General features: G+C 61.9%; 22 protein-coding genes and 1 pseudogene. 20 read left to right on the top strand and 3 right to left on the bottom strand.

Annotated features, from left to right (window positions below):
* The first annotated feature begins 2 nt into the window (after positions 1-2).
* From M2416_RS09930 to M2416_RS09915, 4 genes and pseudogenes are all read left to right on the top strand, one after another.
* Complete coding sequence (locus M2416_RS09930; protein ID WP_259223608.1) at positions 3-1,103, top strand: amino acid ABC transporter permease; 1,101 nt, start codon at positions 3-5, stop codon at positions 1,101-1,103.
* An 8-nt stretch (positions 1,104-1,111) separates the two neighbouring features.
* Positions 1,112-1,873 (top strand): amino acid ABC transporter ATP-binding protein, encoded by a 762-nt coding sequence (locus tag M2416_RS09925; RefSeq protein WP_041145581.1) that lies wholly within the window; start codon positions 1,112-1,114, stop codon positions 1,871-1,873.
* A 349-nt stretch (positions 1,874-2,222) separates the two neighbouring features.
* A pseudogene (locus M2416_RS09920) lies at positions 2,223-2,330 on the top strand (glyoxalase III HchA); the annotation flags it as partial.
* A gap of 118 nt (positions 2,331-2,448) precedes the next feature.
* Positions 2,449-3,432, top strand: a complete 984-nt coding sequence (locus M2416_RS09915; RefSeq protein WP_259223981.1) for an NAD(P)H-quinone oxidoreductase — start codon at positions 2,449-2,451, stop codon at positions 3,430-3,432.
* Here M2416_RS09915 and M2416_RS09910 read toward each other — a convergent pair.
* Together M2416_RS09910 and nifJ are read right to left on the bottom strand one after the other, a co-directional pair.
* Positions 3,429-4,088: a riboflavin synthase subunit alpha gene (locus tag M2416_RS09910; protein WP_259223605.1), complete on the bottom strand. Its 660-nt coding sequence runs from the start codon at positions 4,086-4,088 to the stop codon at positions 3,429-3,431. The two genes, M2416_RS09915 and M2416_RS09910, sit on opposite strands and share 4 nt — an antisense overlap.
* Positions 4,089-4,179: 91 nt before the next feature.
* Positions 4,180-7,695: a pyruvate:ferredoxin (flavodoxin) oxidoreductase gene (gene nifJ / locus M2416_RS09905; RefSeq protein ID WP_259223604.1), complete on the bottom strand. Its 3,516-nt coding sequence runs from the start codon at positions 7,693-7,695 to the stop codon at positions 4,180-4,182.
* Positions 7,696-8,100: 405 nt separating this feature from the next.
* Between nifJ and nifH the strand changes: the two genes are divergently transcribed.
* From nifH to nifM, 14 genes are all read left to right on the top strand, one after another.
* Positions 8,101-8,982, top strand: coding sequence for a nitrogenase iron protein (nifH, locus tag M2416_RS09900; RefSeq protein WP_041145585.1), 882 nt, complete (start codon positions 8,101-8,103; stop codon positions 8,980-8,982).
* A gap of 16 nt (positions 8,983-8,998) precedes the next feature.
* Complete coding sequence (gene nifD / locus M2416_RS09895) at positions 8,999-10,447, top strand: nitrogenase molybdenum-iron protein alpha chain (protein ID WP_115192713.1); 1,449 nt, start codon at positions 8,999-9,001, stop codon at positions 10,445-10,447.
* Between the two features lie 55 nt (positions 10,448-10,502).
* Positions 10,503-12,065, top strand: a complete 1,563-nt coding sequence (nifK, locus tag M2416_RS09890; RefSeq protein WP_143967114.1) for a nitrogenase molybdenum-iron protein subunit beta — start codon at positions 10,503-10,505, stop codon at positions 12,063-12,065.
* Positions 12,066-12,104: 39 nt separating this feature from the next.
* The gene (gene nifT / locus M2416_RS09885; RefSeq protein WP_259223599.1) at positions 12,105-12,323 is read left to right on the top strand and encodes a putative nitrogen fixation protein NifT; all 219 of its coding nucleotides are present in this window, start codon (positions 12,105-12,107) and stop codon (positions 12,321-12,323) included.
* A 10-nt stretch (positions 12,324-12,333) separates the two neighbouring features.
* Positions 12,334-12,996, top strand: a complete 663-nt coding sequence (locus M2416_RS09880; protein ID WP_178995004.1) for a NifB/NifX family molybdenum-iron cluster-binding protein — start codon at positions 12,334-12,336, stop codon at positions 12,994-12,996.
* 194 nt (positions 12,997-13,190) lie between these two features.
* Positions 13,191-14,564, top strand: coding sequence for a nitrogenase iron-molybdenum cofactor biosynthesis protein NifE (nifE, locus tag M2416_RS09875; protein ID WP_041145590.1), 1,374 nt, complete (start codon positions 13,191-13,193; stop codon positions 14,562-14,564).
* 10 nt (positions 14,565-14,574) lie between these two features.
* Positions 14,575-15,960: a nitrogenase iron-molybdenum cofactor biosynthesis protein NifN gene (gene nifN / locus M2416_RS09870; protein ID WP_076947534.1), complete on the top strand. Its 1,386-nt coding sequence runs from the start codon at positions 14,575-14,577 to the stop codon at positions 15,958-15,960.
* Entirely contained in the window at positions 15,947-16,417 is a 471-nt protein-coding gene (locus M2416_RS09865; protein WP_259223596.1) for a NifB/NifX family molybdenum-iron cluster-binding protein, read from the top strand. The genes nifN and M2416_RS09865 overlap by 14 nt, the downstream gene beginning before the upstream one ends.
* A 195-nt stretch (positions 16,418-16,612) precedes the next feature.
* Complete coding sequence (gene nifU, locus M2416_RS09860; protein ID WP_076947532.1) at positions 16,613-17,437, top strand: Fe-S cluster assembly protein NifU; 825 nt, start codon at positions 16,613-16,615, stop codon at positions 17,435-17,437.
* A 30-nt stretch (positions 17,438-17,467) separates the two neighbouring features.
* Complete coding sequence (nifS, locus tag M2416_RS09855; RefSeq protein ID WP_076947531.1) at positions 17,468-18,670, top strand: cysteine desulfurase NifS; 1,203 nt, start codon at positions 17,468-17,470, stop codon at positions 18,668-18,670.
* Positions 18,671-18,683: 13 nt separating this feature from the next.
* Complete coding sequence (gene nifV / locus M2416_RS09850; RefSeq protein ID WP_041145595.1) at positions 18,684-19,826, top strand: homocitrate synthase; 1,143 nt, start codon at positions 18,684-18,686, stop codon at positions 19,824-19,826.
* Positions 19,826-20,086 (top strand): nitrogenase-stabilizing/protective protein NifW, encoded by a 261-nt coding sequence (locus tag M2416_RS09845; protein WP_080773214.1) that lies wholly within the window; start codon positions 19,826-19,828, stop codon positions 20,084-20,086. Before nifV ends, M2416_RS09845 begins: the two co-directional genes overlap by 1 nt.
* Positions 20,083-20,523 carry a nitrogen fixation protein NifZ gene (locus tag M2416_RS09840; protein WP_041145597.1) on the top strand — a complete coding sequence of 147 codons (441 nt, stop codon included), beginning with the start codon at positions 20,083-20,085 and terminating at the stop codon, positions 20,521-20,523. Before M2416_RS09845 ends, M2416_RS09840 begins: the two co-directional genes overlap by 4 nt.
* A gap of 2 nt (positions 20,524-20,525) precedes the next feature.
* Positions 20,526-21,326 (top strand): nitrogen fixation protein NifM, encoded by an 801-nt coding sequence (gene nifM, locus M2416_RS09835; RefSeq protein ID WP_259223591.1) that lies wholly within the window; start codon positions 20,526-20,528, stop codon positions 21,324-21,326.
* Positions 21,327-21,349: 23 nt separating this feature from the next.
* Here nifM and M2416_RS09830 read toward each other — a convergent pair whose 3' ends face one another.
* On the bottom strand, positions 21,350-21,880 hold the full coding sequence (locus M2416_RS09830; protein WP_259223590.1) for a flavodoxin: 531 nt from the start codon (positions 21,878-21,880) through the stop codon (positions 21,350-21,352).
* Positions 21,881-22,200: 320 nt separating this feature from the next.
* On the opposite strand from M2416_RS09830, the gene nifL reads away from it, so the two are divergent.
* A complete protein-coding gene (nifL, locus tag M2416_RS09825; protein ID WP_076947528.1) occupies positions 22,201-23,688 on the top strand; it encodes a nitrogen fixation negative regulator NifL in 1,488 nt (495 codons plus the stop codon).
* The gene (nifA, locus tag M2416_RS09820) at positions 23,685-25,259 is read left to right on the top strand and encodes a nif-specific transcriptional activator NifA (protein ID WP_259223589.1); all 1,575 of its coding nucleotides are present in this window, start codon (positions 23,685-23,687) and stop codon (positions 25,257-25,259) included. The genes nifL and nifA overlap by 4 nt, the downstream gene beginning before the upstream one ends.
* Positions 25,260-25,265 lie beyond the last annotated feature (6 nt).

Raw genomic sequence — 25,265 nt, 5'->3', positions numbered from 1 at the left:
CTATGTCTGTTAGCACACATGAAACACCCCCGGTCCCCACCAACCCGGCGAGTAAAGCCTGGGCCTGGGCACGGAAGCATCTCTTCTCCAGCGGGTTCAATACGCTGCTGACGCTGCTGTGCCTGTGGATTATCTGCACCCTGATCCCCCCGGCTCTGAACTGGCTGGTGTTCAAGGCAAACTGGCTGGGTACAACCCGCGCCGACTGTACCAAAGAAGGCGCCTGCTGGGTGTTTATCCACGCCCGCTTTGGCCAGTTTATGTACGGGCTCTATCCGCACGAGCTCCGCTGGCGCATCAACCTCGCGCTGGTGATTGGCCTGCTGTCCATCATTCCTATGTTTATCAAATCCATGCCGCGCCGGGGCCGCTATATCGCCTGCTGGGCGCTGGCCTATCCCATCCTCGTCTGGGTCCTGCTGTACGGCAGTTTTTTGGGCCTCGATCGCGTCGAGACCCGCCAGTGGGGTGGTCTGACGCTGACGCTGATTATCGCTTCTGTCGGGGTTGCCGGGGCGCTGCCATTGGGCATTTTGCTGGCGCTGGGACGTCGTTCAACCATGCCGGTCGTTCGCACGCTGTCGGTGATTTTCATCGAGTTCTGGCGCGGCGTGCCGCTGATTACCGTGCTGTTTATGTCATCGGTGATGCTGCCGCTGTTTATGGCCGAAGGTACCACCATCGATAAGCTGGTGCGCGCGCTGGTCGGGGTTATTCTGTTCCAGTCGGCCTACATCGCGGAAGTGGTGCGCGGCGGATTACAGGCGCTGCCCAAAGGGCAGTATGAAGCGGCTGAATCGCTGGCGCTGGGTTACTGGAAAACACAGTTTCTGGTCATTCTTCCCCAGGCGCTCAAGCTCACTATTCCCGGTCTGGTCAACACCATCATCGCGTTGTTTAAAGACACCAGCCTGGTGATCATCATCGGCCTGTTCGATCTTTTCAGCAGCGTACAGCAGGCAACGGTTGACCCCACCTGGCTTGGCATGTCGACGGAGGGTTACGTTTTTGCCGCTCTCGTCTACTGGATTTTCTGTTTTAGCATGTCGCGCTACAGCCAGTATCTGGAAAAGCGCTTTCACACCGGGCGTACATCGCACTGAGGTTTTACATGACACACTCTATGACTAATTCTGCTGAAGCGATGATGATTTCGCTCGAAAATGTGAATAAATGGTACGGTCAGTTCCACGTATTGAAAGATATTAACCTGCAGGTGAAGCCCCGCGAGCGGATTGTACTCTGCGGCCCCTCCGGCTCGGGTAAATCGACAACCATCCGCTGCATCAATCACCTGGAAGAACATCAGCAAGGGCGTATCGTCGTTGATGGCATTCATCTCAACGATGATGTCCGCAACATAGAACGGGTGCGAACTGAAGTTGGCATGGTATTTCAACACTTTAATCTTTTTCCTCACCTGACCGTTTTGCAGAACTGTACGTTGGCGCCGACCTGGGTGCGTAAGATGCCAACGAAGGAAGCGGAAGCGCTGGCAATGCACTATCTGCAGCGAGTCCGTATTGCTGAGCATGCGCATAAGTTCCCGGGGCAGCTGTCCGGTGGTCAGCAGCAGCGCGTGGCCATTGCCCGTTCACTGTGCATGAAGCCAAAAATCATGCTGTTTGATGAACCTACCTCAGCGCTTGATCCGGAGATGGTCAAAGAGGTGCTCGATACCATGATTGGCCTGGCGGAAGACGGCATGACGATGCTGTGCGTCACCCATGAAATGGGCTTTGCGCGCACGGTCGCTGACCGGGTTATCTTTATGGACCGCGGCGAGATTGTCGAACAGGCTCCGCCGCAGGAGTTCTTCGCCCATCCAAAATCAGAACGTACCCGCGCGTTTCTGTCGCAGGTTATTCACTAAACCTTAATCACTAAACCTGAAAGGACGTCACGGCTTAAATACCCCTCAGCGGCGGCAGAGCGGGTATTTAAGCGTTCGTTTTATCGCGTCACGGTCAATCAGGAGAGCAATCACGCGGCAGATCTACCGCAATCGTTAGGGCGAGCGTTGCTCTGCCATCAACAACGGGCCGCCCTCATCTCCAGCCGTTAACCCGCGTGTCCAGAAGATTCCGGGAGTCAGCCGCTGAAAGCTATCCCTCATTGCGGCCTGTGGCCGGTTTACCTAAGCTAAAGTTGTAATGTAAATCGCCCATAAGGAGATCATCATGACCGGCTCACCATCCGACGATCGTCATCCCGCTGAAGATAAAGTCCACAAAGACCGGCGCCTGTTGACCGGTGACAGCCCGCTGGCCTCCAACAATCCCGGCAAGCTGGCCGCAGAAACGCTGCTTGCCGACGTCGCGACGCGATGAACGGCGCCAATGCGGATGAACCCTTTTCAACCGCACTCGCCGCCGGCGAGGCTAAGTCGCCCTGCCGCGGTGAATCGGAAATCTGACAACGAGAACAACGATGCCATTACCTGAATATATGAACGAGGTTGAAATAACCGCTCCGGGTGGACCTGAGGTGCTCCGGGTTCGCAAAGCGCCCCTGCCGCTGCCCGGCCCCGATGAGGTGCTGGTGCAGGTTGCCGCTGCGGGCGTAAACCGTCCGGATGTGATACAGCGGCAGGGAAAGTACCCTATGCCCGACGGCGTCACTCCGGTACCCGGCCTTGAAGTGGCCGGGAATATTGTGGCGATAGGTGACAACGTCACTGATTGGGCAATCGGCGACAAGGTGTGCGGCCTGACCAACGGCGGCGGCTACGCGGAATACTGCCTGCTACCCGCGACGCAGTGCCTGCCGGTCCCGACGGGCGTGAGCATGATCGAGGCTGCCGCGATAGTGGAAACGTTCTTTACCGTGTGGGCCAATCTGTTTCAAATGGCTAAGGCCAAACGCGGCGATCGGGTCCTCATCCACGGCGGCACCAGCGGCATCGGCACCACCGCGCTGATGCTGTGCGCAGCCTTCGGGATCGAGTGCTTTGCCACCGCAGGCTCGGAGGATAAATGCGCCGCCGTTGCCGCCCTCGGGGGGCAACCCATCAACTATCGTACCGATGATTTTGCCGCCGCCATCCTCAGCCAGACGCGGGGACGCGGTGTCGATATTATTCTCGACATCATGGGCGCCTCCTACTTCAAGTCGAATCTGACCGCGCTGGCGCGCGACGGCCGCCTGGTGGTGATCGGCTTCCTCGGCGGCGCCATCGCAGACGGCGTTGACCTGCAGGCCATGGCGCTGAAGCGCGCGACCATTACCGGTTCAACCATGCGGGCAAGAACCGCGCAGGAGAAGGCGCGCATCGCCGCTGAGCTCCGCGCGCAGGTCTGGCCGCTGCTGGCGTCGGGCCAGTGTCGGCCCGTCATTGATCAGGTTTTCCGCCTTGAGGATGCCCCGCTGGCGCACGCCAGGATGGAGCGCGGGGATCACATAGGCAAAATTGTGCTCCAGGTGACAGGCTAAGGGTGCGGCCAGGCAGCAAACGGGGCGACCTGGCGCCCCTTTTCTTCGGCGACGGCGGCCAGCACGCGCTCCACGGTATCGATCGTCGCCTGAGTCTGCGGATCGATTTCAATATTCACCTGCTCACCGACCTTTTTCGCCCCCAGCGTGGTGCGCTGCAGCGTCTCCGGGATCAGGTGCACGCAAAAACGCAGCGGCAGCACTTCACCCACGGTCAGGCTGATCCCGTCCACGCCGATATAGCCTTTGTAGAGGATATACTTCATGGCCGCCGGGTCCCGCAGCCTAAACCACATCTGACGGTTGTGCTCAGAGGCCACGATTTGCACCACTTCGGCGGTGGTCATAATATGGCCGGACATCAGGTGCCCGCCTATTTCGTCATTGAATCTGGCGGCGCGCTCAACGTTCACGCTGTCACCTTCCCTGAGCGCCCCGAGGCTGGTCGCCCGCAGGGTTTCGTCCATTAAATCAAAGCTCACCCGCGCGCCGTCAATACGCGTGACCGTCAAACAGCAGCCGTTATTCGCCACCGAGCTGCCGGGTTCGAGCCCCGCCAGCATAGCCGCGGGCAGCTCTACGGAGTGGCTGCGGAAATGGCTTTTTTCTTCAATGGACAGCACTTTCGCCATCCCCTGGACAATACCGGTAAACATAGCGTTCCCCTGTCAACATTGGTTACGGAAAGTCGTTAAAGAGCAAATCCCTCTGCATTGTCTCCTTTCATCCCGACTCTGCGGCTCGGCGTTATTCGTCCCCGGCCAGCGACTGATACTTCCTGAACCGCTCTTTGGCATCCTCCTCCGTCCGTTCGAACAGCGCGTCCGCGAGATGTGGCGTGGTTTTGTGCAGCGAGGCATAGCGCACCTCGCCGAGCAGAAAGTCGCGGAAGCTCTCTTCAGGCTCTTCGGAATCAAGGACAAACGGCGTCCTGCCTTCCGCCTTGCGCTGCGGATGATAGCGCCACAGATGCCAGTATCCCGCCGCCACCGCGCGTTTCGCCTCCCGCTGGCTGCAGCTCATCCCGGCCTTCAGCCCGTGGTTGATGCAGGCGGCATAGGCAATCACCAGCGACGGTCCCGGCCAGGCCTCGGCTTCGGCAATCGCGCGCAGGGTCTGATCTTTATCGGCCCCCATCGCAATCTGCGCGACGTAGACATTGCCGTAGCTCATCGCCATCATGCCGAGGTCTTTCTTACCGGTGCGTTTGCCCTGGGCGGCGAATTTGGCGATAGCCGCCGTCGGGGTCGATTTCGACGACTGCCCGCCGGTATTGGAGTAGACCTCGGTATCAAACACCAGGATATTGACGTCCTCCCCGCTGGCCAGCACGTGATCGAGACCGCCGAAGCCGATATCGTACGCCCAGCCGTCACCGCCAAATATCCACTGCGAGCGTCGGGTAAAGTAGTCCCGGTTCTGCCAGAGCTGCTCGAGCAGCGGAGACTGCTCTTTCTCCTGCGCCAGTTGTTCGCTTAGCCGGTCCGCGCGCTCGCGGGTTCCCTCCCCCTCATCCTGCTGCGCCAGCCACTGGCTCATCGCCGCTTTAAGCGCCTCGCTCACCGGCAGCGCCAGCGCCGAGGTCATATCATCGGCGATCTGTTTGCGGATAGCCTGGCCGCCGAGCATCATGCCGAGGCCAAACTCGGCATTGTCTTCAAACAGCGAGTTTGCCCACGCCGGGCCATGGCCGCGATGGTTGGTGGTATAGGGAATGGATGGCGCGCTGGCCCCCCAGATAGAGGAGCATCCGGTGGCGTTGGCAATCATCATCCGGTCGCCAAAAAGCTGGGTGATCAGGCGCGCATAGGGCGTCTCCCCGCAGCCGGCGCAGGCGCCGGAAAACTCCAGCAGCGGCGTCTCAAACTGGCTGCCTTTAACCGTGGTTTTACGAAACGGATTGCTTTTCGGCGCCAGCGCCAGCGCGTAGTCCCAGACCGGCGCCATTCGGCGCTGGCTATCGAGAGGCTGCATTTTCAACGCCTTGCCGCGTGAAGGACAGGTATCGACGCAGTTACCGCAGCCGGAGCAGTCCAGCGGCGAGATAGCCAGATGGTAGCCGTACTCCTTCGCCCCCTGAGCGGGCTTGCTCAACAGCGCCGCCGGCGCCGCATCCAGCTCGTCGCCGCTCAGCAGCGCCGGGCGGATCGCCGCGTGAGGGCAGATGAAGGCGCACTGGTTACACTGCGTACAGCCGTCGGGATCCCAGACCGGCACCTCCAGCGCAATGCCGCGCTTCTCCCATGCGGCGGTACCCGACGGAAAAGTGCCGTCCTCCATGCCGATAAAGGCGCTAACCGGCAGCTGGTCGCCGCGCTGGCGGTTCATCGGCTGCAGGATGTCGCGGATGAAGTCCGGCATCAGGGCCGAGAGCTGCGGGGTCGGTTCATCCAGCGTCGCCCAGTGCGGCGGAACCGTTACCTGATGCAGCGACGCCATGCCGAGATCAATTGCCCGCTGGTTCATCTCAATGACGCTTGCCCCCTTGTTACCGTAGCTCTTTTCCACCGCCTGCTTGAGATAGTTCGCGGCGGTCTGCGGATCGATAATCGCCGCCAGCTTAAAGAACGCCGCCTGCATCAGCATATTAAAGCGCCCGCCCAGCCCCAGTTCGCGGGCAATATCTACGGCGTTGAGGGTGTAAAAGCGGATATTTTCCCGCGCCAGATAGCGCTTAAACCCGGCGGGCAGGTGCTGCTCAAGCTCGGCATCGGACCAGCTGCAGTTGAGCAAAAAGGTGCCACCCGGCTTTAACCCATCCAGCAGCTCATAGCGTTCAACCCAGGACTGCTGCGAACAGGAGATAAAATCCGCCCGGTGGATCAGATAGGGCGAGGTAATTGGCCGGTCGCCGAAGCGCAGGTGCGACACGGTAATGCCGCCGGATTTTTTCGAGTCGTAGGAAAAATAGGCCTGCGCGTAGAGATCGGTCCTGTCGCCGATAATCTTGATCGCGCTTTTATTCGCCCCAACCGTGCCGTCCGAGCCCATCCCCCAGAATTTACAGGCGGTGATGCCGGCGTGAGAAACCTCCAGCGCCTTCTGGCGCGGCGGCAATGAGGTAAAGGTGACATCATCGACAATCCCCAGCGTGAAGCCATCCATCGGCAGCGGCCTGTTGAGATTGTCAAACACGGCGGCGATATCGTTGGGCAAAACGTCCTTCCCGCCCAGCGCATAGCGGCCGCCGACAATCAGCGGCGGATCGTCGTGCTGATAGAAAGCGTTTTTAATCTCCAGACACAGCGGCTCGGCCTGGGCCCCGGGCTCCTTAGTACGATCGAGTACGGCAATGCGCCGGACGGATGTCGGCAGCTGAGCAAAGAAGTGCGCCAGCGAAAAGGGGCGGAACAGGTGCACGCTGAGCAAGCCGACCTTCTCTCCCGCCGCGTTCAGCGTCTCCACCACCTCCTGGACGGTGTCGCACACCGATCCCATCGCGATAATCACCCGTTCGGCATCCGCCGCACCGGAATAGTTGAACAGATGGTACTCCCGTCCGGTAATGGCGCTGATTTGCGCCATATAGCCTTCTACCAGCTCGGGAAGAGCCTGGTAAAAGCGGTTCCCCGCTTCCCGCTCCTGAAAGTAGATGTCCGGGTTTTGCGCGGTGCCGCGAATGACCGGATGATCCGGATGCAGCGCGTTACGGCGAAAGCTCTCCAGCGCGGGCCGGTCAAGCAGCGTTTCCAGCTGCTCATACTCCAGCACCTCGATTTTTTGAATTTCGTGCGAGGTGCGAAAGCCGTCGAAGAAATTAATGAACGGGATACGCCCCTTTATCGCCGCCAGGTGCGCCACGGCGGAGAGGTCCATCACCTGCTGAACGTTGTTCTCCGCCAGCATCGCGCAGCCGGTCTGGCGAACCGCCATCACGTCCTGATGATCGCCGAAGATATTGAGCGAATTGGTCGCCAGCGCCCGGGCGCTGACGTGAAAAACCCCCGGCAGCAGCTCACCGGCAATTTTGTAGAGGTTGGGGATCATCAGCAGCAGCCCCTGCGACGCGGTATAGGTGGTGGTGAGCGCCCCGGCCTGCAGCGCCCCGTGCACCGCCCCCGCGGCGCCGGCTTCCGATTGCATCTCCATCAAGCGCACCGGCTGGCCAAACAGGTTCTTTTTCCCCTGTGCCGCCCATTCATCGACGTTTTCCGCCATCGGCGTGGAGGGCGTGATCGGGTAGATAGCCGCCACATCGGTAAAGGCGTAGGAGATCCAGGCCGCCGCAGCGTTGCCATCCATTGTTTTCATTTTTCCGGACATTGTTCATTCCTCGAAGGTGAGAGGCATCTTCGCCGCATCAGCTGGCGGCAAACCCTGTCTGTGCCTCAAGCACAGCCCGTGCCAGCTCGCGTATAGCGGAATAGTTTGTGTTAATTCAGCGGATTAGGTGCCAGGAAGCGCGCGATGACGCGAAGAGATTGCGTGGAATAAGACACAGCGCGCGACAAGCTGTTGAACAGCCGACAAAGCCTCCTCTTATCAGCTGGCTGAGCGGAATTGTTCTGTTTCGCACATTTGGTGGCCCTATTGTGCCGTTTTGTTTTACGTCCGCCGCGGCCGATAAAAATTAACTGATTATTTATCAATTGGTTAAATTGATTGGCACGGCTGGTATGTTCCCTGCACTTATCTGATGGCAAACACTCAACAACAGGAGAAGTCACCATGACCATGCGTCAATGCGCTATCTACGGTAAAGGCGGTATCGGCAAATCCACCACCACTCAGAACCTCGTCGCCGCCCTGGCGGAGATGGGTAAGAAAGTGATGATCGTCGGCTGCGATCCGAAGGCGGACTCCACCCGCCTGATCCTGCACGCTAAAGCACAGAACACCATTATGGAGATGGCCGCGGAAGTGGGCTCGGTGGAAGACCTCGAGCTCGAAGATGTCCTGCAAATCGGCTACGGCGACGTGCGCTGCGCAGAATCAGGCGGCCCGGAGCCAGGCGTCGGCTGCGCGGGTCGCGGGGTGATCACCGCAATCAACTTCCTCGAGGAGGAAGGCGCTTACGAGGACGATCTCGACTTCGTGTTCTATGACGTGCTCGGGGACGTGGTCTGCGGCGGCTTCGCGATGCCAATCCGTGAAAATAAGGCCCAGGAGATCTATATCGTCTGCTCCGGCGAAATGATGGCGATGTACGCCGCCAACAACATCTCCAAGGGGATCGTTAAGTACGCCAAATCCGGCAAGGTCCGCCTCGGCGGCCTGATCTGTAACTCGCGTCAGACCGACCGGGAAGATGAGCTGATCGTGGCGCTGGCGGAGAAGCTCGGCACCCAGATGATCCACTTCGTGCCGCGCGACAACATCGTGCAGCGCGCGGAAATTCGCCGGATGACGGTTATCGAGTACGACCCGAACTGCCAGCAGGCCAATGAGTACCGCACCCTGGCCAACAAGATCGTCAACAACACCATGAAGGTGGTGCCGACGCCCTGCACCATGGATGAACTGGAGTCGCTGCTGATGGAGTTCGGCATCATGGAAGAAGAAGACACCAGCATCATTGGTAAAACCGCCGCCGAAGAAAACGCGGCCTGAGCACAGGACAATCATCATGACCAACGCAACAGGCGAACGTAATCTCGCGCTAATCCAGGAGGTCCTGGAAGTCTTTCCCGAAACCGCGCGTAAAGAGCGCAGAAAGCACATGATGGTCAGCGATCCGCAAATGGAGAGCGTCGGCAAGTGCATTATCTCTAACCGTAAATCGCAGCCCGGGGTGATGACCGTGCGCGGCTGCGCCTACGCCGGCTCCAAAGGGGTGGTATTCGGGCCCATTAAGGATATGGCCCATATCTCCCACGGGCCGGTCGGCTGCGGGCAGTACTCGCGCGCCGGGCGTCGCAACTACTTCACCGGGGTTAGCGGCGTCGACAGCTTCGGCACCCTCAACTTCACCTCCGATTTTCAGGAGCGCGACATCGTCTTCGGCGGCGATAAAAAGCTCACTAAGCTGATTGAAGAGATGGAGCTGCTGTTCCCGCTCACCAAGGGCATCACCATCCAGTCGGAGTGCCCGGTGGGGCTTATCGGCGATGATATCAGCGCGGTGGCCAACGCCAGCAGCAAGGCGCTGGATAAGCCGGTGATCCCGGTGCGCTGCGAAGGATTTCGCGGCGTATCGCAGTCGCTGGGACACCATATCGCCAACGACGTGGTTCGCGACTGGGTGCTCAATAATCGTGAGGGGCAGCCGTTTGCCTCAACCCCTTACGACGTGGCGATCATCGGTGATTACAACATCGGGGGCGACGCCTGGGCCTCGCGCATTCTGCTCGAAGAGATGGGCCTGCGGGTGGTCGCCCAGTGGTCCGGCGACGGCACCCTGGTTGAGATGGAAAACACCCCTTTCGTTAAGCTGAATCTGGTCCACTGCTACCGTTCGATGAACTACATCGCCCGGCACATGGAAGAAAAGCATCAGATCCCGTGGATGGAGTACAACTTCTTCGGCCCGACCAAAATCGCCGAATCGCTGCGCAAAATTGCCGACCAGTTTGACGACGTCATTCGCGCCAACGCCGAGAAGGTGATCGCCAAATACGAGGAGCAAATGGCGGCGATTATCGCCAAATATCGCCCGCGGCTGGAGGGGCGCAAGGTGCTGCTCTATATGGGCGGCCTGCGTCCGCGGCACGTCATTGGCGCCTATGAAGACCTCGGCATGGAGATCGTCGCCGCCGGCTATGAGTTTGCCCATAACGACGACTACGACCGTACCCTGCCGGACCTTAAGGAAGGCACCCTGCTGTTCGATGACGCCAGCAGCTACGAGCTGGAGGCGTTTGTCAAAGCGCTGAAGCCCGACCTTATCGGCTCCGGGATCAAGGAGAAATATATCTTCCAGAAAATGGGGGTTCCGTTCCGCCAGATGCACTCGTGGGACTACTCCGGCCCGTACCACGGCTACGATGGTTTCGCCATTTTTGCCCGCGATATGGATATGACCCTTAACAACCCGGCGTGGAATGAACTGATCGCCCCGTGGCTGAAGTCTGCGTGATTGCCCATTTACTGTCCCGTTAGTTCACCGATTTGTGGCGCGGGAGGAGAACACCATGAGCCAAACGATTGATAAAATTGATAGCTGTTATCCGCTATTTGAACAGGACGAATACCAGGAGATGTTCCGCAGCAAGCGGGTACTGGAAGAGGCGCACGATGCGCAGCGCGTGCAGGAGGTTTTCGCCTGGACCACCACCGCCGAATATGAAGCGCTGAACTTTCAGCGCGAGGCGCTGACCGTTGACCCGGCGAAAGCCTGTCAGCCCCTTGGGGCGGTGCTCTGCTCGCTGGGGTTTGCCAACACCCTGCCCTATGTTCACGGCTCCCAGGGATGCGTGGCCTATTTTCGCACCTACTTTAACCGCCATTTCAAAGAGCCGATCGCCTGCGTATCCGACTCGATGACCGAAGACGCGGCGGTCTTCGGCGGCAACAACAATATGAATCTCGGGCTGCAGAACGCCAGCGCGCTCTACAAACCGGAGATCATCGCGGTCTCTACTACCTGCATGGCGGAGGTTATCGGCGACGATCTGCAGGCGTTTATCGCCAACGCCAAAAAGGACGGTTTTGTCGATAGCAGCATTGCCGTGCCGCACGCCCATACGCCAAGCTTTATCGGCAGCCACGTCACCGGCTGGGACAATATGTTCGAAGGGTTCGCCAAAACCTTTACCGCCGGCTATGAAGGGCAGCCGGGCAAGCTGCAAAAGCTCAACCTGGTGACCGGCTTTGAGACCTATCTCGGCAACTTCCGCGTGCTGAAGCGGATGATGGCGCAGATGGCGGTGCCGTGCAGCCTGCTCTCCGACCCGTCGGAGGTCCTTGATACCCCCGCCGACGGCCACTATCGGATGTATGCCGGCGGCACCACCCAGCAGGAGATGAAGGAGGCCCCGGATGCCATCGATACGCTGCTCCTGCAGCCGTGGCAGCTGCTGAAAAGCAAAAAAGTGGTGCAGGAGATGTGGCGCCAGCCGGCGACCGACGTGGCGGTCCCGCTGGGGTTAGCCGCCACCGACGAGCTGCTGATGACCGTCAGCCAGCTCAGCGGTAAGCCGATTACCGACGCCCTCACCCTTGAGCGCGGACGGCTGGTCGACATGATGCTCGACTCCCACACCTGGCTGCATGGCAAGAAATTTGGCCTCTACGGCGACCCTGACTTTGTGATGGGGCTGACCCGCTTCCTGCTGGAGCTCGGCTGCGAGCCAACGGTTATCCTCAGCCATAACGCCAACAAACGCTGGCTGAAGGCGATGAAGAAAATGCTGGAGGCCTCGCCCTACGGCCGCGACAGCGAAGTGTTCATCAACTGCGATTTGTGGCACTTCCGTTCGCTGATGTTCACCCGTCAGCCGGACTTTATGATAGGCAACTCCTACGGCAAATTTATCCAGCGCGACACCCTGGCGAAGGGCAAAGCCTTTGAAGTTCCGCTTATTCGCCTCGGCTTTCCGCTGTTCGACCGTCATCATCTGCACCGCCAGACCACCTGGGGATATGAAGGTGCGATGAACATCGTCACCACGCTGGTAAACGCCGTGCTGGAGAAGCTGGATAACGACACCAGCCAGTTAGGCAAAACCGACTATAGCTTCGACCTCGTCCGTTAACCATTAGCCGCCCCGCGCAAGCGGGGCCTGGAGGGGCCTATGGCCATCGTGATTTTTCGTGAGCGCGGCGCGGATCTGTATGCCTATATCGCCAGGCGGGATCTGGAGGCGCGGGTGATACAGATTGAGCATAACGACGTTGACCGCTGGGGCGGCGCAATCTCGCTGGAAGGCGGCGGACGCTACTACGTCAGCCCGCAGCCGGAGCGGCCCACCTTCCCGATAAGCCTGCGGGCCACCCGCACTACGCTGATATAAGGAGCCGGCGATGTCCGACAACGATACCCTTTTCTGGCGCCTGCTGGCGCTGTTCCAGACGCTGCCGGATCTGCCGCCGGCGCAAATCTTAGACTGGCTGGCGCAGGAGAGCGGCGAGACCCTGACCCCGGAGCGCCTGGCCACCTTAACGCAGCCGCGCCTCGCCGCCGCCTTTCCGTCAACCACCGCCGTGATGTCCCCCGCCCGCTGGTCGCGGGTGATGGCCTGCCTGCGGGGCGCGCTGCCCGTTCATCTGAGCATCGCCCGCCCCGCGCAGCGGACGCCGCAGCTGCTGGCCGCATTCTGCTCCCAGGACGGCCTGCTCATTAACGGCCACTTCGGCCAGGGGCGCCTGTTCTTTATCTATGCCTTTGATGAGCAAGGCGGCTGGCTGCACGATCTGCGCCGCTATCCGTCAGCGCCGGACCACCAGGAGGCCAGCGAAGTGCGCGCCCGGCTGGTTGACGATTGCCAGCTGCTGTTCTGCCAGGAGATCGGCGGTCCCGCCGCCGCCCGGCTGATCCGCCACCAGATCCATCCGATGAAAGCGCCGCCCGGCACCGCTATTCAGGCCCAGTGCGAGGCCATCAACACCCTGCTGGCCGGGCGCCTGCCGCCGTGGCTGGCGAAGCGACTTCACAGGGATAACCCGCTACAGGAGCGCGTCTTTTAACCCCCTGTTATTTGCCCGTTGCCCGCCGACCCCGCGGGCTTTTTTTCTCGCCCCGCTCCACGACCCACAACATTCTCGTTCGATTGTGGGCTTTGTCGCAAAGCTCACAAGACTTTCTCTTTAAAAATCAATGTTCACCGTGTGGATCGCGAATTGCATTTCCATCATCATCCCCCACGGTCAACGAGGTCACTATGAAGGGAAATGAAATTCTGGCGCTGCTGGATGAGCCCGCCTGCGAACATAACCATAAACAGAAGTCCGGCTGTAGCGCGCCAAAACCCGGCGCCACCGCCGGCGGCTGCGCGTTCGACGGCGCCCAGATAACCCTGCTGCCCATCGCCGACGTGGCGCATCTGGTGCACGGCCCCATCGGCTGCGCCGGCAGCTCATGGGATAACCGCGGCAGCATGAGCTCCGGGCCGAATATAAACCGGCTGGGGTTCACCACCGATCTTAATGAGCAGGATGTGATCATGGGCCGCGGCGAACGCCGCCTGTTTCACGCGGTTCGCCATATCGTCACCCGCTACCGCCCGGCGGCGGTCTTTATCTACAACACCTGCGTGCCGGCAATGGAGGGCGACGACCTGGAGGCGGTTTGCCAGGCCGCGCAGACCGCCACCGGCGTGCCGGTTATCGCCATCGATGCCGCCGGTTTTTACGGCAGCAAAAACCTCGGCAACCGGCTGGCCGGCGAGGTGATGGTCAAGCGAGTTATCGGCCAGCGCGAACCGGCCCCCTGGCCGGAGGCATCCCCGTTCGCCCCGGAGCATCGCCACGACGTTGGCCTGATCGGCGAATTTAATATCGCCGGGGAGTTCTGGCACATTCAGCCGCTGCTCGATGAGCTGGGGATCCGCGTGCTCGGCAGCCTCTCCGGCGACGGCCGCTTTGCTGAAATCCAGACCATGCACCGGGCGCAGGCCAATATGCTGGTCTGCTCGCGGGCGTTAATTAACGTCGCCAGATCGCTGGAACAACGCTACGGCACCCCGTGGTTCGAAGGCAGCTTCTACGGTATCCGCGCGACCTCCGACGCCCTGCGTCAACTGGCGGCCCTGCTGGGCGATGACGACCTGTGCCGCCGCACCGAGGCGCTGATTGCGCGCGAGGAGCAGGCGGCGGAGCTGGCGCTCAGGCCGTGGCGCGAGCAGCTGCGCGGGCGCAAAGCGCTGCTCTACACCGGCGGCGTTAAATCCTGGTCGGTGGTGTCGGCGCTGCAGGATCTGGGGATGAGCGTGGTGGCGACCGGCACGCGCAAATCCACCGAGGAAGATAAACAGCGGATCCGCGAACTGATGGGCGAAGAGGCGGTCATGCTCGACGAAGGCAACGCCCGCACCCTGCTGGACGTGGTCTACCGCTACCAGGCCGACCTGATGATCGCCGGCGGGCGCAATATGTACACCGCCTACAAGGCCCGGCTGCCGTTTCTCGATATCAATCAGGAACGCGAGCACGCTTTCGCCGGCTATCAGGGTATCGTCACCCTCGCCCGTCAGATCTGTCAGACCATCAATAGCCCGGTCTGGCCGCAAACCCATTCCCGCGCCCCCTGGCACTAAGGAGCACAGCATGGCAGAAATTTTTCGCACCGATAAACCGCTGGCGGTCAGTCCGGTTAAAACCGGCCAGCCGCTCGGCGCAATCCTCGCCAGCCTCGGGATCGGACACTGCATCCCGCTGGTCCACGGCGCGCAGGGCTGCAGCGCCTTCGCCAAGGTCTTTTTTATTCAGCACTTCCATGACCCGGTGCCTCTGCAGTCGACGGCGATGGACCCGACCTCGACGATTATGGGCGCGGACGGCAATATCTTTACCGCCCTCGACACCCTGTGCCAGCGCAACACTCCGCAGGCCATCGTCTTGCTCAGCACCGGGCTGTCGGAGGCCCAGGGCAGCGACATGTCCCGGGTCGTGCGCCAGTTTCGCGAGGAGTATCCCCGGCATAAAGGGGTGGCGATATTGACGGTCAACAGTCCTGATTTTTATGGCTCGATGGAAAACGGCTTCAGCGCCGTGCTGGAGAGCGTCATTGAGCAGTGGGTCGCGCCGACGCCGCGCGCCGGCCAGCGAAATCGCCGGGTCAACCTGCTGGTGAGCCACCTCTGCTCTCCCGGCGATATCGAGCTGCTGCGCCGCTACGTGGAGGCCTTCGGCCTGCAGGCGACGATCCTGCCGGACCTCGCACAATCGATGGACGGGCATCTCGCGCAGGGGGATTTTTCGCCGGTCACCCAGGGCGGGACGCCGCTGCGCCAGATAGAGCAGATGGGGCAGAGCCTGTGCAGCTTCGCCATCGGCGCCTCGCTGAGCCGGGCCTCCTCGCTGCTGGCCCGGCGCAGCCACGGCGAGGTTATCGCCCTGCCGCACCTGATGACCCTCGAGCACTGCGATACGTTCATCCATCAGCTGGCGAAGATTTCCGGGCGCGGCGTTCCACAGTGGATTGAGCGCCAGCGTGGACAGCTCCAGGACGCGATGATCGACTGCCACATGTGGCTCCAGGACCAGCGCATGGCGATGGCGGCAGAAGGCGATCTGCTGGCAGCGTGGTGCGATTTTGCCGCCAGCCAGGGAATGCGCCCAGGTCCGCTGGTCGCCCCCACCGGCCATCCCAGCCTGCGCCAGCTGCCGGTCGAACGCGTGGTGCCGGGAGATCTGGAGGATCTGCAAACCCTGCTCTGTTCCCAGCCCGCCGACCTGCTGGTGGCCAACTCTCACGCCTGCGACCTGGCAGAACAGTTCGCGCTACCGCTGATCCGCGCCGGCTTCCCTCTCTTTGACCGCCTCGGCGAGTTCCGCCGGGTGCGACAGGGCTACAGCGGGATGCGCGATACGCTGTTTGAACTGGCCAACCTGATGCGCGAGCGCCACCGCCACGTCGCCCTTTACCGCTCGCCGCTGCGCCAGAACGCCGAACCGCCCTTCACCCCAGGAGCCGATTATGCCGCCCATTAACCGCCAGTTTGACATGGTCCATTCCGACGAGTGGTCCATGAAGGTCGCCTTTGCCAGCTCCGACTATCGCCACGTCGACCGCCACTTTGGCGCCACGCCGCGGCTGGTGGTGTATGGCGTCAAGGCGGATCGGGTCACCCTGATCAGGGTGGTTGATTTCACGGTCGAAAGCGGCCATCAGGCGGAGAGGATCGGCCCGCGGATCCACGCTCTTGAGGACTGCGTCACCCTGTTCTGCGTCGCCATCGGCGATGCGATTTTTCGCCAGCTGCTGCAGGTTGGCGTGCGCGCAGAACGCGTGCCCGCTGACACCAAAATTGTCGATTTACTGCAGGAGATCCAGCTCTACTGGTACGCCAAAGAGCAGCGCAAAAGCGCCCGCAGGCGCGACCCGGAGCGCTTTACCCGGCTGCTCGAGGAGCAGGAGTGGCGGGAGGACCGCGAGCCGCGCGGCTAGCCCTGTCGTTTCTGTGACAAACCCCACAAAAAATAGCGACACTGTCGGGCGGCATTGTCAGATTTTGATTCTAACTATTTAAAAATAAACGCATTTACGCATTGGTACTGCATTTGCTTGTTGATAGCTACCACCGCGCTTTCCGCGGTGGAACGCGCCCCGGCGTTTTCCGTCATCATCCCTGGAGCTGACAGCATGTGGAATTACTCCGAGAAAGTGAAAGACCATTTTTTTAATCCCCGCAACGCGCGCGTGGTGGACAACGCCAACGCGGTGGGCGATGTCGGTTCATTGAGCTGCGGCGACGCGCTGCGCCTGATGCTGCGCGTTGACCCGCAAACTGAAATTATCGAGGAAGCCGGGTTCCAGACCTTTGGCTGCGGCAGCGCGATCGCCTCCTCTTCCGCGCTGACGGAGCTGATCGTCGGCCGCACGCTGGCCGAAGCCGGAGAGGTCACCAACCAGCAGATCGCCGACTACCTCGACGGACTGCCGCCGCAGAAAATGCACTGCTCGGTGATGGGCCAGGAGGCGCTGCGTGCCGCCATCGCCAACTTTCGCGGCGAGAGCCTCGACGAAGAGCATGAAGAGGGTCGGCTGATTTGCAAATGCTTCGGCGTCGATGAAGGGCATATCCGCCGCGCGGTGCTCAACAACGGCCTGACCACGCTTGAGGAGGTGATTAACTACACCAAAGCCGGCGGCGGCTGCACCTCCTGCCATGAACAGATCGAGCTGACGCTGGCGGCGATCCTCGCCGAACGGCCGCAGAAGCCCCTCCCCGTCGCCAGCGGCAAAGATCCGCACTGGCAGAGCGTGGTCGATACCATCGCCGAACTGCGCCCGCATATTCAGGCCGACGGCGGGGATATGTCCCTGCTCAACGTCGCCAACCACCAGGTCACCGTCAGCCTTTCCGGCAGCTGCAGCGGCTGCATGATGACCGACATGACCCTGGCCTGGCTGCAGCAAAAGCTGATGGAACGTACCGGCTGTTATATGGAAGTGGTGGCGGCATAGGCCGCGGTTAACTGACCCAAGGGGGACAAGATGAAACAGGTTTATCTCGATAACAACGCCACCACCCGGTTAGACCCGATGGTTCTCGAAGCGATGATGCCCTTTTTAACCGATTTTTACGGCAATCCCTCGTCCATTCATGATTTTGGCATTCCGGCCCAGGCGGCGCTGGAGCGGGCGCATCAGCAGGCAGCGGCGCTGCTCGGGGCGGAGTATCCCAGTGAGATAATTTTTACCTCCTGCGCCACCGAGGCTACCGCCACCGCCATCGCCTCGGCGGTGGCCCTGATGCCGGAGCGCCGGGAGATCGTCACCACCGCGGTTGAGCATCCGGCGACGCTGGCGGTCTGTGAGCACCTGGAACGCCAGGGCTATCTGATCCACCGTATCGCGGTTGACGGCAACGGCGCGCTGGATATGGCGCAGTTCCGGGCGGCGCTCACTCCCCGGGTCGCGCTGGTCAGCGTGATGTGGGCGAACAACGAAACCGGCGTCATTTTCCCGGTGGTCGAATTGGCGGAGCTGGCCCATCAACAGGGCGCGCTGTTCCACTGCGACGCGGTGCAGGTGGTGGGCAAGCTGCCGATAGCGGTCGGCAAAACCGCCATCGACATGCTCTCCTGCTCGGCGCATAAGTTTCACGGCCCGAAGGGCGTCGGCTGCCTCTATCTGCGGCGGGGAACGCGCTTTCGCCCGCTGCTGCGCGGCGGCCATCAGGAGTACGGGCGGCGGGCCGGAACGGAAAACATCTCCGGGATCGTCGGCATGGGCGCGGCCTGCGAGCTGGCGCAGATCCATCTGCCGGGCATGGCGCAAACCGGCCTGCTGCGCGATCGCCTCGAACGGCGCCTGCAGGCCTGCGTCCCATCGGTCATGGTGATGGGCGGCGGCCAGCCGCGGGTGCCCGGCACGCTGAATCTGGCCTTTGAGTTTATTGAAGGTGAAGCGATCCTGCTGCTGCTGAATCAGGTCGGGATTGCCGCCTCCAGCGGCAGCGCCTGCACCTCTGGCTCGCTGGAGCCCTCGCACGTGATGCGGGCGATGAATATTCCCTACACCGCGGCCCACGGCACCATCCGTTTCTCCCTCTCGCGCTACACCCGGGAAAAAGAGATGGATTACGTCATTGCCATGCTGCCGCCGATTGTTGAACGCCTGCGGGCGCTGTCGCCCTACTGGCAGGACGGCAGGCCGCATCCGACGGCGGACGCATTTACGCCGGTTTATGGCTAAGGCGGAGACGACGATGAGACGCGTGCTGATCAACGACACCACGCTGCGCGACGGCGAACAGAGCCCCGGCGTGGCCTTTCGCCCCAGCGAGAAGGTGGCCATCGCCGAGGCGCTGTATGCGGCGGGAATTACGGCGCTGGAGGTGGGAACCCCGGCCATGGGGGATGAGGAGCTTGCGCGGATCCAGCTGGTGCGCCGCCAGCTTCCCCACGCCACGCTGATGACCTGGTGTCGGATGAACGCACAGGAGATCCGCCAGAGCGCCGATTTGGGCATCGACTGGGTGGATATCTCCATTCCGGCCTCGGATAAGCTGCGGCAGTACAAGCTGCGCGAACCGCTGGCGCTGCTGCTGGAGCGGCTGGCGACCTTTATTCAGCTTGCGCGGACCCTTGGCCTGCAGGTGTGCATCGGCTGCGAAGATGCCTCCCGCGCCAGCGGCCAGACCCTGCACGATATTGCCCGGGTGGCGCAGGACGCCGGCGCGGCCCGCCTCCGTTACGCCGATACGGTTGGCATACTCGATCCCTTTACCACCTTCGAGCACATCTCGGCCCTGCGCGAAGTCTGGCCCGGCGACATCGAGATGCATGCCCATAACGATCTCGGCCTCGCCGCCGCTAATACGCTGGCGGCGGTGCGCGCCGGCGCCTCCAGCGTCAATACCACCGTGCTTGGCCTCGGCGAACGCGCGGGCAACGCGGCGCTGGAAACCGTCGCCCTGGGCCTTGAGCGCTGCCTCGGCGTTGCAACCGGCGTCTATTTTCCGGCCCTCCCCGCGCTTTGCCAGCAGGTAGCGACGGCGGCGCTGCGCCCCATCGACCCGCAGCAGCCGCTGGTCGGCGAGCTGGTCTTTACCCACGAGTCGGGCGTCCACGTGGCGGCGCTGCTGCGCGATCGCGAGAGCTATCAGGCGATCGACCCGGCGCTGGTCGGCCGCAGCTACCGGCTGGTGCTGGGAAAACACTCCGGGCGTCAGGCGGTGAACGGCATTTTCGACGCCATGGGCTATCACCTCAGCTCAGCGCAAATTAACCAGCTGCTGCCCGCCATCCGCCGCTTTGCCGAGCACGGCAAGCGCAGCCCGCGGGACTATGAGCTGGTCGCGATATATGACGAACTCTACGGCGCGACCGCGCTGCGAACAGGGGGATAATCATGGAGTGGTTTTATCAAATTCCCGGCGTGGACGAGCTGAGCTCCGCCGAGTCTTTCTTTCAGTTTTTCGCCGTACCCTATCAGCCGGAGCGGCTCGGCCGCTGCTGCCTGCCGGTGCTGACGACCTTTCACCGCAAGCTGCGCGCCGAAGTCCCGCTGCAGAACCGGCTGGAAGAAAACGCCCGCGCCTCGTGGCTGCTGGCGCGACGGCTGCTTGCTGAAAGCTACCGGCAGCAGTTTCAGGAGGAGGAAGAATGAGGCCAAAATTCACCTTCAGCGACGAAGTGCGGGTGGTGCGCGCGATCCGTAACGATGGCACCGTGGCGGGCTTCGCCCCCGGCGAGCTGCTGGTCAGGCGCGGCAGCACCGGCTTTGTCCGCGACTGGGGCGTCTTTTTACAGGATCAGATTATTTACCAGATCCACTTTCCGCAGGGAGACCGGGTCATCGGCTGCCGCGAACAGGAGCTGATCCCCATCGCCCAGCCGTGGTTGGCCGGAAATTTGCAGTATGGCGATACCGTCACCTGCCGGATGCCGCTGGCCGTCAACGGTGAGGTGGTGGTTAACGTTGGTCAACAGGGGCGCATCGAGGCAACCGATCGGGGCGAGCGCGGCGACAGCTATACCGTCGACTTTAGCGGCCGCTGGTTTACCGTGCCGGTTGGGGCCATCAGCCTCGTCGAGGAGAGATAATCATGAACGCATGGGAACGGTTTGGCCGCCAGCGCCTGGCGCGCAGCCGCTGGAACAGTGAACCGGCGGCATTAAACGCCGCCGACAGCGAGGTCTTTGAGCAGGCCTGGCAGCGCCAGCGTCAGATGGAGCTGGCTATCGTCACCCTGGCGCCGGCGCACGATATTGCGCCAGAGCTGAGGGATAGCGTGGCCGCGTCGCTTGGGATCTGGCTTAGCGACGGCGGCTTTACCCCCGAGGAGCGCGAGGCCATCGTGCTGCATCACACCCGCCTGGAGATCGCCTTTGCCGAACTGGCGCAGCAGGTGCCGCAGCCGGATCCGTCAACGGTGCAGGCCTGGTATCTTCACCATCAGGCGCATTTTATGCGCCCGGAGCAGCGCCTGACCCGCCACCTGCTGCTGACGGTCGATGGCGACCTTGAGGCGGTTCATCGGCAAATCCTCGGGCTGCATCAGAAAATCAGCATCTCCCGCGATGCCTTTGCGCCGCTGGCGCAGCGCTATTCCCAGTGCCCGAGCGCGCTGGAGGGCGGACGCTTAGGCTGGATTAGCCGGGGACTGCTCTATCCGCAGCTGGAGACGGCGCTGTTTTCGCTCACGGAGAATGCGCTGAGCCCGCCGGTCGCCAGCGAGCTGGGATGGCACCTGCTGTGGTGCGAAGCGATTCGCCCCGCCGTGCCGATGGAGCAGCAGCAGGCGCTGGAGAGCGCCCGCGATTATCTGTGGCAGCAAAGCCAGCAGCGCCATCAGCGCCGGTGGCTGCAGGATTCAATCTCGCGCCAGCCGGGGCTGTGCGGGTAGCCCTGGCGGCTACCCGCGAAAACTCACAGCACCACGCGTTTGATCTCCTCAAGCCAGCGGCTCAGGCGCTCTTCGCTGCGATCGAACTGGTTATCCTGGTCGAGAACCAGTCCTACAAACCGCTCTCCCTCCAGCGCCGATGAGGCGCTGAACTCGTATCCCTCATTCGGCCAGCTGCCGATAATCTGCGCCCCGCAGCCGCTCAGGACGTCATACAGCGGGCGCATTCCGCTGGCGAAGTTGTCCGGATAGCCCTGCTGATCGCCGAGACCGAACAGCGCCACGGTTTTACCGCTCAGGCTGATGCCGTCAAGGGCCGGGATAAATTCGCTCCACGATTCGCTCTCGCATCCGGCCGCCAGGCCCGGCAGCTGCCCGTCGCCCAGCGTCGGCGTACCCAGAATCAGCACCGGATAGGCCAAAAACGCCTCCAGCGTCGTGCGGTTAATGTTGACCGGGGCATCCGCTACGCCGCCCAGCTGCTTGTGGATCAGCTTCGCAATTTTGCGCGTTTTGCCGGTATCCGTGCCAAAGAAAATGCCAATGTTCGCCATGTTACGCTCCTGTCGGGATGGGGATTAAAACACCAGTTATCGCCAGGGGTATTGCGAAGGCTGTGCCAGGTTTTTTTGCACCACCGCGGCCCAGGCCTGCCCCATAACGATCGCCCCTTCGCCCTTCTTCCGCCCGCAGCGGGCCCGTCCGGGCCGCAACAACGCAAAAATAGCGCGATTTTCCGCTGTCGGATCAATGTTTCATCAGGTCGCTTTGATAAGGGCGCACGGTTTGCATGGTTATCAGGATGCGAATAACACCGCGGCGTTGGCGTCGCGGTGTCGGACAAATTGTCATAACTGCGACACAGGAGTTTGCGATGACCCTGAATATGATGCTCGATAACGCCGTGCCGGAGGCGATTGCCGGCGCGCTGACTCAACAACATCCGGGGCTGTTTTTTACCATGGTAGAACAGGCGTCGGTGGCGATTTCGCTGACCGATGCGAGAGCCAATATCATTTACGCCAATCCGGCGTTTTGCCGCCAGACCGGCTATTCGCTGGCGCAGCTGCTGAACCAGAACCCGCGGCTGCTGGCCAGCAGCCAGACGCCGCGCGAAATTTACCAGCAGATGTGGCAAACGCTGCTCCAGCGCCAGCCCTGGCGCGGCCAGCTGATCAATCAGCGCCGCGACGGCGGGCTCTATCTGGTGGATATCGACATCACGCCGGTACTCAACCCCCAGGGCGAGCTGGAGCACTATCTGGCGATGCAGCGGGATATCAGCGTCAGCTACACCCTCGAGCAGCGCCTGCGCAATCACATGACCCTGATGGAAGCCGTGCTCAATAATATTCCCGCCGCCGTAGTGGTGGTCGACGAGCAGGATCGGGTGGTGATGGATAACCTCGCCTACAAAACCTTCTGCGCCGACTGCGGCGGGAAAGAGCTGCTGGTCGAACTGCAGGTTTCGCCGCGTAAAATGGGACCCGGCGCGGAGCAAATTCTGCCGCTGGCGGTGCGCGGCGCGGTACGCTGGCTGTCGGTGACCAGCTGGGCGCTGCCCGGCGTCAGCGAAGAAGCCAGCCGCTATTTCGTCGATAGCGCCCCGGCGCGGACGCTGGTCGTTATCACCGACTGCTCGCAGCAGCGCCAGCAGCACGAGCAGGGTCGCCTCGACCGGCTCAAGCAGCAGATGACCGCCGGTAAGCTGCTGGCCGCCATTCGCGAGTCGCTCGACGCGGCGCTAATCCAGCTTAACTGTCCGATCAACATGCTGGCGGCGGCGCGCCGGCTCAACGGCGAAGGCGGCGGTAACGTGGCGCTGGAGGCCGCGTGGCGCGAAGGCGAAGAGGCGATGGCCCGCCTGCAGCGCTGCCGGCCCTCCCTGGAGCTGGAGAGCAACGCCGCCTGGCCGCTGCAGCCCTTCTTCGACGATCTGTGCGCGCTCTACCGCACCCGCTTCGAGGATCGCGGCGTGCTGCTGGTCGATATGGCCTCCCCGCACCTGATCGGCTTCGGCCAGCGCACGCAGCTGCTGGCCTGCTTAAGCCTGTGGTTTGACCGCACGCTGGCCCTCGCCGCCGAGCTGCCCTCCGTGCCGCTGGAGATGCAGCTCTACGCCGAAGAGGACGAGGGCTGGCTTTCGCTCTACCTCAACGACAATGTGCCGCTGCTGCAGGTGCGCTATACCCACTCCCCCGACGCCTTAAACTCTCCCGGCAAGGGGATGGAGCTGCGGCTCATCCAGACCCTGGTCGCCCACCATCGCGGCGCCATTGAACTGACTTCCCGCCCGCAGGGGGGAACCTGCCTTGTGCTGCGCTTCCCCCTCTTTAACACCCTGAACGGAGGCGAGCTATGACCCACAAACCCGACTCAGACACCACCGTCAGGCGCTTTGACCTCTCTCAGCAGTTCACCGCCATGCAGCGCATCAGCGTGGTGCTGAGCCGCGCCACCGAGGCCAGCAAGACGCTCCAGGAGGTGCTGAGCGTGCTGTACAACGACGCCTTTATGCAGCACGGCATGATCTGCCTTTACGATAGCGAGCAGGAAATTCTCAGCATCGAAGCGCTACAGCAGACGGATGGTCAGACGCTGCCTGGCAGTACGCAGATCCGCTACCGGCCGGGGGAAGGACTGGTCGGCACCGTGCTGGCGCGGGGCCAGTCGCTGGTGCTGCCGCGCGTCGCCGACGATCGGCGCTTTCTCGACCGCCTCAGCCTCTATGATTACGATCTGCCGTTTATCGCCGTGCCGCTGATGGGGCCCAACGCTCAGCCCATTGGCGTGCTGTCGGCGCAGCCGATGGTGCGTCAGGACGAGCGGCTCCCGGCCTGCACGCGGTTTCTTGAAACCGTGGCTAACCTGATAGCCCAGACCATTCGCCTGATGATCCTCCCGACTTCCGCGCAGCAGCCAGCTCAGCCCCTCGCCAGGGCCGAGCGGCCGCGCACCTGCGCGCCTGCGCGCGGTTTTGGCCTCGACACGATGGTCGGTAAAAGCCCGGCAATGCGCCAGATTATGGAGATTATTCGTCAGGTCTCCCGCTGGGATACCACGGTGCTGGTGCGCGGCGAGAGCGGAACCGGCAAGGAGCTGATTGCCAATGCCATTCACCATAATTCGCCGCGCGCCGCCGCCGCGTTCGTCAAGTTTAACTGCGCGGCGCTGCCGGACACCCTGCTGGAGAGCGAGCTGTTTGGTCATGAGAAAGGCGCCTTTACCGGGGCGGTGCGCCAGCGCAAGGGCCGCTTTGAGCTGGCGGACGGCGGCACTCTGTTTCTTGATGAGATTGGCGAAAGCAGCGCCTCATTCCAGGCCAAGCTGCTGCGCATCCTGCAGGAGGGAGAGATGGAGCGCGTGGGCGGCGATGAAACCCTGCGGGTAAACGTGCGCATCATCGCGGCGACCAACCGCCATCTGGAAGAAGAGGTGCGGCTGGGGCATTTCCGCGAAGATCTCTACTATCGCCTCAACGTGATGCCTGTCGCCCTGCCCCCGCTGCGCGAGCGCCAGGAGGATATCGCCGAGCTGGCGCATTTTCTGGTGCGTAAAATCGCCCACAATCAGGGGCGGTCGCTGCGAATAAGCGACGGCGCGATCCGCCTGCTAATGGAGTACAGCTGGCCGGGAAACGTGCGCGAGCTGGAAAACTGCCTTGAGCGTTCGGCGGTGATGTCGGAGAGCGGGCTGATCGACCGGGACGTGATTTTATTCAATCACTACGACACGATGCCGAAAGCGCTCCCCGCCAGCGGCCCTTCAGAGGATGGCTGGCTCGATAATACGCTCGACGAGCGCCAGCGGCTGATCGCCGCGCTGGAAAAAGCCGGCTGGGTGCAGGCCAAAGCGGCGCGCCTGCTCGGGATGACGCCGCGCCAGGTCGCCTATCGGATCCAGATTATGGACATCACCATGCCGCGAATCTGACTCGTC

The sequence above is a fragment of the Klebsiella sp. BIGb0132 genome, assembly GCF_024810075.1.
GTDB classification, from domain to species: domain Bacteria; phylum Pseudomonadota; class Gammaproteobacteria; order Enterobacterales; family Enterobacteriaceae; genus Klebsiella; species Klebsiella terrigena.
Note: the sequence above shows the minus strand (reverse complement) of the source record. Positions and strands in the feature narration are given on the sequence as shown.

Coding starts and splice junctions, on each gene's coding strand:
- M2416_RS09930 (WP_259223608.1), top strand. CDS start 3: ATGTCTGTTAGCACACATGAAACACCCCCGGTCCCCACCAACCCGGCG.
- M2416_RS09925 (WP_041145581.1), top strand. CDS start 1,112: ATGACACACTCTATGACTAATTCTGCTGAAGCGATGATGATTTCGCTC.
- M2416_RS09915 (WP_259223981.1), top strand. CDS start 2,449: ATGAACGAGGTTGAAATAACCGCTCCGGGTGGACCTGAGGTGCTCCGG.
- M2416_RS09910 (WP_259223605.1), bottom strand. CDS start 4,088: ATGTTTACCGGTATTGTCCAGGGGATGGCGAAAGTGCTGTCCATTGAA.
- nifJ (WP_259223604.1), bottom strand. CDS start 7,695: ATGTCCGGAAAAATGAAAACAATGGATGGCAACGCTGCGGCGGCCTGG.
- nifH (WP_041145585.1), top strand. CDS start 8,101: ATGACCATGCGTCAATGCGCTATCTACGGTAAAGGCGGTATCGGCAAA.
- nifD (WP_115192713.1), top strand. CDS start 8,999: ATGACCAACGCAACAGGCGAACGTAATCTCGCGCTAATCCAGGAGGTC.
- nifK (WP_143967114.1), top strand. CDS start 10,503: ATGAGCCAAACGATTGATAAAATTGATAGCTGTTATCCGCTATTTGAA.
- nifT (WP_259223599.1), top strand. CDS start 12,105: ATGGCCATCGTGATTTTTCGTGAGCGCGGCGCGGATCTGTATGCCTAT.
- M2416_RS09880 (WP_178995004.1), top strand. CDS start 12,334: ATGTCCGACAACGATACCCTTTTCTGGCGCCTGCTGGCGCTGTTCCAG.
- nifE (WP_041145590.1), top strand. CDS start 13,191: ATGAAGGGAAATGAAATTCTGGCGCTGCTGGATGAGCCCGCCTGCGAA.
- nifN (WP_076947534.1), top strand. CDS start 14,575: ATGGCAGAAATTTTTCGCACCGATAAACCGCTGGCGGTCAGTCCGGTT.
- M2416_RS09865 (WP_259223596.1), top strand. CDS start 15,947: ATGCCGCCCATTAACCGCCAGTTTGACATGGTCCATTCCGACGAGTGG.
- nifU (WP_076947532.1), top strand. CDS start 16,613: ATGTGGAATTACTCCGAGAAAGTGAAAGACCATTTTTTTAATCCCCGC.
- nifS (WP_076947531.1), top strand. CDS start 17,468: ATGAAACAGGTTTATCTCGATAACAACGCCACCACCCGGTTAGACCCG.
- nifV (WP_041145595.1), top strand. CDS start 18,684: ATGAGACGCGTGCTGATCAACGACACCACGCTGCGCGACGGCGAACAG.
- M2416_RS09840 (WP_041145597.1), top strand. CDS start 20,083: ATGAGGCCAAAATTCACCTTCAGCGACGAAGTGCGGGTGGTGCGCGCG.
- nifM (WP_259223591.1), top strand. CDS start 20,526: ATGAACGCATGGGAACGGTTTGGCCGCCAGCGCCTGGCGCGCAGCCGC.
- M2416_RS09830 (WP_259223590.1), bottom strand. CDS start 21,880: ATGGCGAACATTGGCATTTTCTTTGGCACGGATACCGGCAAAACGCGC.
- nifL (WP_076947528.1), top strand. CDS start 22,201: ATGACCCTGAATATGATGCTCGATAACGCCGTGCCGGAGGCGATTGCC.
- nifA (WP_259223589.1), top strand. CDS start 23,685: ATGACCCACAAACCCGACTCAGACACCACCGTCAGGCGCTTTGACCTC.